Origin of the sequence: Collinsella aerofaciens (genome assembly GCF_039752985.1) — a bacterium.
Classification (GTDB): Bacteria; Actinomycetota; Coriobacteriia; order Coriobacteriales; family Coriobacteriaceae; genus Collinsella; species Collinsella aerofaciens_BT.
Map to the genome: position 1 here is coordinate 1 of NZ_JBDMHA010000088.1, position 6,222 is coordinate 6,222.

General features: G+C 57.7%; 4 protein-coding genes and 1 pseudogene. 1 reads left to right on the top strand and 4 read right to left on the bottom strand.

What is annotated here, in order from left to right:
• Positions 1–938: ATP-binding cassette domain-containing protein (locus tag ABHR76_RS09265; RefSeq protein ID WP_346977489.1), on the top strand; the 938-nt coding region annotated here is incomplete at its 5' end.
• A 674-nt stretch (positions 939–1,612) separates the two neighbouring features.
• Here the strand turns inward: ABHR76_RS09265 and ABHR76_RS09270 are convergent.
• The 4 genes and pseudogenes from ABHR76_RS09270 to ABHR76_RS09285 form a co-directional block, all read right to left on the bottom strand.
• Positions 1,613–1,780: pseudogene (locus ABHR76_RS09270) on the bottom strand (response regulator transcription factor); the annotation flags it as partial.
• 303 nt (positions 1,781–2,083) lie between these two features.
• Positions 2,084–3,115 (bottom strand): 3-deoxy-7-phosphoheptulonate synthase, encoded by a 1,032-nt coding sequence (locus ABHR76_RS09275; RefSeq protein WP_117797480.1) that lies wholly within the window; start codon positions 3,113–3,115, stop codon positions 2,084–2,086.
• Positions 3,116–3,423: 308 nt separating this feature from the next.
• Entirely contained in the window at positions 3,424–5,271 is a 1,848-nt protein-coding gene (locus ABHR76_RS09280) for an ABC transporter ATP-binding protein (protein ID WP_346977491.1), read from the bottom strand.
• Positions 5,271–6,222, bottom strand: a 952-nt coding sequence (locus tag ABHR76_RS09285; protein WP_346977492.1) for an ABC transporter ATP-binding protein, incomplete at its 5' end; no start/stop codon positions are given. The genes ABHR76_RS09285 and ABHR76_RS09280, both read right to left, overlap by 1 nt.

Here is a 6,222-nt window from a genome sequence, read left to right on the forward strand (position 1 = left end):
ATTCTGCCTCTTCGTTTGCGCTCGGCGGCGCATCTTACGCCAATGGAGCGGAGGTATCTCTCGTTCCTGAAGCCAGTGCATCGCACTGCCTCTTTGCCGTGATGGGCGCGTTTGCTGTTTGCGCGTTGGGGGTCATTTCGTTTTCGTGTCTAAAAAGCAAGAATCGCTGGGCCTGGAACCATATTCGCCCGGATAGTTTGGGCGAGAAAAGCTTGCTCTCTCTGTCGCTGGATGCGTTGACGGTTGGAAAAAACCAGCTGGTAAAGGGATTGCAGTTTGATATGCCCGCTGGCCAGATATGGGGTCTTGTCGCGCCAAATGGACATGGCAAGACTACGCTACTGAATACTCTTTGGGGAGATGCTGGGCCATCAGTGCGCGTGTCAGGTTCTCTCTGTTTTCATGCAAAAGTATGCGTCGACCGTGAGGAAATGAGAAAGGTATTCTTTTTGGTTCCGAATAGGCCGTCGCTATTGATTCCATACATGACCGTCGCTTTTCATCTCGACCGATGCAGGAGAATTTGGCATTCACCTCGCACTTTGGACCAAGTGCTTGATCGCTTTGACTTGACTGGGTTGAAGAATACGCCCGTATCTAGGCTGTCTGATGGAAATAGACAATTACTTAATGTCGCGATGGCGTATATGTCCTATTGCGAAGTCGTCCTTTTGGATGAGCCCATGAATGCACTTGATGTGAGACACGTTGCGATTGTTTCGAATGCTCTTAGAGATGAAGCGGGTAGAGGAGCACATGTCATTATCTCTTCTCATCTTATCGGAAACCTCGAATCGCTCTGCGATGCCTCCGTATTGCTCACAGGGGATGACTCGCGTGTCGTTACCAGAGAAATGGGAGGTGATTCGAAGTGGATCGGTAATGTATACGCGCAGCTTTTCAAGACGAACGACAGTAAAACTAGGAAAGGAAGATAACCATGAAACGCCATGTAACGAAGAACTTTGTGAAGGCAATGTTCGCATGTTTTATGCTTACCCTGTCGATGGTCACAATTCCCGTTTGTGCGACGGCGAAACCAGATGCAGGTTCTGTCGCGCCTTGTCGTCTTGTGACAGCGGACGTCTTGGACACTTACAAGTCGTTCTCCACTGCGAACCACCCGAGCGAGAATGTTGATTGTTTCGACCAGACATACAAGAGGCTGTCTTTCAAAACTTCGTATTCTCGTACGGGGCAAACGATTCTCTATACGGGTGCAGCGTTAAGCCCACGCGGCAACGGGATGCCCGGGTTTGAGACAAAATATCAGTGCACATATCGTACCTGGTAGACAACTCTAGGATCGGATCTCTCCGAATAACTTTGTGGCGGACTTGTTTAACGCTACCGCTCCTTCGTTTATCTCAATCTGTAACATCTGACTGGCAAAAACGCTTCTACCTGTTACAGATTGAGATTATTCGACGCGCGTTCTGTAACTCGTCTCGATCTGTAACAGTAAGACGGCGATTTGGTCTCCATATGTTACAGATTGAGACGAAAGAAAGCGTGAGCCAGAAAACCGCCGCGAGGGAAAGCAGCTCCCTTGCGGCGGTTGGCGTTTGCCCAGATAAAACCTGCCAAAATAAACCTGTCCCTTTTTAGCAGGTTATCGCTTCCAAAAGTGGAGGATGAGCGTGGTGCGGTTTTGCTGCTCGGTTTTGACCAAGATGTTGTGGATGTGGGTCTTGACGGTGTCCACGGCAAGGAACAGCTCGTCAGCAATCTCTTGGTTTGATTTGCCCAGCACAACCAGACGCAAAACCTCGGCCTCGCGGTTGGAGAGCTTGTAGTCGTTGGGGACGTTCTTAAACGACTAGTCAAACAAGAACGTCCCCAATAACTACCCCAAGGAATGTCCCTGACTGCCGGCAGAAAAGGAATGTCCCTAACTGCCGCATCCGGAGCAAGGCAACGCCGCATTCAGAGGACGGACGGCGAGCGGGTCGCATTTGAGACAAGGTGACGTGAAACGAAAGGGCGCTGACCTTCTGGTCGCGCCCTTGAAGTTGAACGTCAGATTGTACAGGTGCGGCCCGCGCAGCGTCGAGCCGTTACGGCGTTTGGTAAAACCGCGTAACTAAATCCGTTCCGCGATCTCGTGGATGAGGTAATCGGTCTTTTCCCAGCCTAGGCACGGGTCGGTGATCGACTTGCCAAAGACGCCGCCGTCGACCGGCTGGTTGCCGTCCTCCAGGTAGGACTCGATCATAAAGCCCTTGACCAGCTTGGAGATGGACTCGTTGCGGCGGCAGCTGTCGAGCACCTCCTTGCAAATGCGATACTGCTCCAGCGGACGCTTGCCCGAGTTGTCGTGGTTGCAGTCGATGACCGCCGCCGGGTTGGCGTAGCCGGCATGCTCGGTATAGCGCTCGGCCAGGCGCTCCAGGTGCTCGTAGTGGTAATTGGGGTAGGTGCGCCCATCGAGACCGATATAGCCACGCATAACGGCGTGCGCGAGCGGATTGCCGTCGCATTCAACCTCCCAATTGCGGAAGATAAAGCTCTGATGTGCCTGCGCGGCGTAGATGGAGTTGAGCATAACAGTGGTAGAGCCGGCGGTGGGATTCTTCATGCCGACGGGTACCGAAATGCCGCTCGACACCAGACGGTGCTCCTGGTTCTCGACCGAGCGTGCGCCCACGGCAACATAGCTCAGCAGGTCAACGAGGTACTGGTAGTTGGACGGATAGAGCATCTCGTCGGCGGTGAAGAAGCCCGTTTCCTTAATAACGCGCAGGTGCATATGGCGGATGGCCTTGACGCCCTCGAGCAGGTCGTCGGGAGCCTCGGGGTTGGGGTTGTGCAGAAGACCCTTGTAACCGGTGCCCTTGGTACGCGGCTTATTGGTGTAGACGCGCGGAATGATGATGAGCTTGTCCTTGACCTCCTCGGCGGTCTTGGCCAGTCGGTTCATGTACTCAAGTACCGAGTCCTCGCGGTCGGCAGAGCACGGGCCGATGATGAGCACCTTGCGTGCGTCCTCGCCGGTAAAGACTTTGGCGACCTCGGCGTCAAATGCCTGCTTTTTGGCGGTAAGCTCGGCAGAAAGCGGCATTTCCTCGCGGATCTCCATGGGGATCGGCAACTTGCGTTTGAATTCCATGGCCATAGGGGCCTCCTCAATCTATAGAAAGAGCAATAAGCGTATTGTCGAATGCTCGGCATTATCCGCTGTCGCACGCTAAAGTGCAAGTCCTTGTCACCCCAAAACCTGCCAAAAAGGGACAGGTTTATTTTGGCAGGTTTTATCTGGGCAAACGTCAGCTGGCCCTGGAATGGAATGATGCCACGTGGCTTGGAAGGGGCTGCCAATCAGGTCCCAGGGGAGGCGGTTTGAGGGTCGCAGAACAAGAAAACGGGGGCACAGGTTGTCCTGCGCCCCCGTTCTCGGGCGTTATTCGTTCCCTGCGGCAGAATTTACGCCGCTTCGTCGAACTGCGAGTTGTACAGGTCGGCGTAGAATCCGCCCTGGGCGAGCAACTCGTCGTGCGTGCCCTTCTCGACGATGTCGCCGTCGCGAATTACCAAGATCACGTCGGCGTTGCGGATCGTGGACAGGCGGTGCGCGATAACAAAGCTGGTACGGCCCTGCATCAGCGCATCCATGGCACGCTGAATAAGCTCCTCGGTACGGGTATCGACGTTGGAGGTCGCCTCGTCCAGAATCAGCGCCGGGCGGTCGGCCAAAATGGCACGGGCGATGGTCACGAGCTGGCGCTGACCCTGCGACAGGTTAGTGCCCTCCTCGTTGATCATAAAGTCGTAGCCGCCGGCGAGCGTGTGGATAAAGTGGTCGCAGCGTGCGGCACGTGCAGCGGCTTCGACCTCGGCATCGCTCGCATCGGGGCGTCCGTAGCGGATGTTTTCGCGGATGGTGCCGTTAAACAGCCAGGTATCCTGCAGCACCATGGCAAACTCGCCGCGAAGTGCCGCACGGTCCCAGTCGCGCACGTCGATGCCCTCGACGCGCAGCGAGCCGCCGTCCACATCGTAGAAGCGCTGCAGCAGCTTGATGAGCGTGGTCTTGCCGGCGCCGGTGGGACCGACGATGGCGATGGTCTGGCCGGGCTGCGCCTCGCAGCTAAAGTCGTGGATGATGGTCTTGTCGGGCGTGTAGCCAAACTTGACATGGTCAAACTCCACGTGACCGGGGCGCTTCTCGGGAATCTGCGCGTCGGCCTTCTGCTCCTCCTCGGGTGCGGCCAGGAACTCAAAGACGCGCTCGGTTGCGGCGGCCATCGACTGCATCGTGTTGCTCACGTTGCCCAGCTGCTGCACCGGCTGCGTAAAGTTGCGCACGTACTGGATAAAGCTCTGGATGTCGCCGGGCGTGGCATTGCCGGTCAGCGCGAGCTGCGCACCCACGACGACGACGCCCACGTAGCCCATGTTACCCACCAAGCTCATAAGCGGCATCATCAGGCCCGACAGGAACTGCGAGCGCCAGCCGCTAATAAAGAGGCGGTCGTTTTGGCGGTCGAACTCCTCGATCGAAGCCTCGGCGCGGTCGAACACCTGAATGACGTTCTGGCCGGCAAAATCCTCCTCGATAATGCCGTTGACGGTGCCCAGGACCTGCTGCTGCTCGCGGAAGTACGGCTGCGAGAAGTGAATCATCACCATCAAGATAATCGCGGCGGCCGGCAGCGTGAGCACGGTGACGCCGGTGAGCGGCAGGCTGATCGACAGCATCATGACGAGGACGCCGATAATCTGCGTGACGGACGTAATAAGCTGCGTCACGCTCTGGTTGAGCGACTGGCCGAGCGTATCGACGTCGTTGGTGATGCGGCTGAGCACGTCGCCCTTGCTGTGACCGTTGAAGTAGCTCATCGGCACGACGGCAATCTTGGCGGCAATCTCCTTGCGCATGCGGTAGCAGATCTTTTGCGTGACACCGGTCATGAGCCAGCCCTGGATCAGGCTGCAGGCAGAGCTCGCCAGATACAGGCAGAGCAAAAAGCCGAGCGTCTTAGCGATCCAGTTAAAGTCGACATCGCCGGTACCGTTGACTTTGGCAACCAGGCCCTCAAACAGCTTGGTCGTAACCTGACCGAGCATCTTGGGTCCCACAATATTAAAGATGACCGAGCACACGGCAAAGGCGACGGCGGCAAACACGGCAATCTTGTGCTGGCCGATATAGCCGAGCAGCTGCCTCATGGTGCCTTTAAAGTCCTTGGCCTTTTCGCCGCGACGCATGCGGCCCATGGGACCACGCTGGCGGGTGGGCTTGGGAATCTGAGTCTTGGTCTCGTCTGCCATTAGCGCTCGCCTCCTTCCATGACGGCTGCAATTTCTTCTTGGGTAAGCCCCAGCTCCTCGGCGGAAAGCTGCGACTGTGCGATCTCCAGGTACGCCGGGCAGCTGCGCAGCAGCTCCTCGTGCGTGCCGGTGCCCACTACGTGGCCGTCGTCGAGCACGATGATCTGGTCGGCGTGCATGATGGTCGCGATGCGCTGGGCCACGACCACGAGCGCGGCGTCGGTAACGTTTTTGGCCAGCTCCTCGCGTAGACGCGCGTCGGTCTTGTAGTCGAGGGCGCTAAACGAGTCGTCGAACACCACAACCTCGGGCTTTTTGGCCAATGCGCGGGCGATGGCCAAGCGCTGGCGCTGACCGCCCGAGACATTGGAGCCTCCCTGGCTGATGGGGGAGTCGTAGCCGTCCTCGCGCTCGGCGATAAAGTCCTCGGCCTGGGCGATGCGTGCCGCCCGGTGCATGTCATCATCGCTCACCATGTCGCCGGCAAACTTGAGGTTGCTCTCGACGGTGCCCGAGAACAGGCGACCCTGCTGCGGGATGTAACCAATGCGGCGGCGCAGCTCGGAAAGAGTCATGTCGCGCACGTCGATGCCGTCGAGCGAAATGCTGCCGCCCGTGACGTCGTACAGGCGCGGAATCAGCTGCACGAGCGTGGACTTGCCCGAGCCCGTGGAGCCGATGATGCCGAGCATCTGGCCGGCATGCGTGGTGAAGTTCACGCCGCTAATGACGTCGGCGCGGGCATCGGGATACTGGAAGCTCACGTCGCGGAAGGTGAGCTCACCGCGCGGCGCGCTGGCCGCGGGCAGTTTGGGCGAGGCAGGGTCGTTGATGCTCGTGGGGCAGGTGATGACCTCTTCCACGCGCTCGGCTGCGACCTCGGCGCGGGGCAGGATGACCGAAACCATGGTGAGGATCATAAACGCCATGACGATCTGCATGGTGTAGGAG

Bases quoted from the DNA above. Each gene is read 5' to 3' on its own strand.
- ABHR76_RS09275 (WP_117797480.1), bottom strand. From the start codon at position 3,115: ATGGCCATGGAATTCAAACGCAAGTTGCCGATCCCCATGGAGATCCGC.
- ABHR76_RS09280 (WP_346977491.1), bottom strand. From the start codon at position 5,271: ATGGCAGACGAGACCAAGACTCAGATTCCCAAGCCCACCCGCCAGCGT.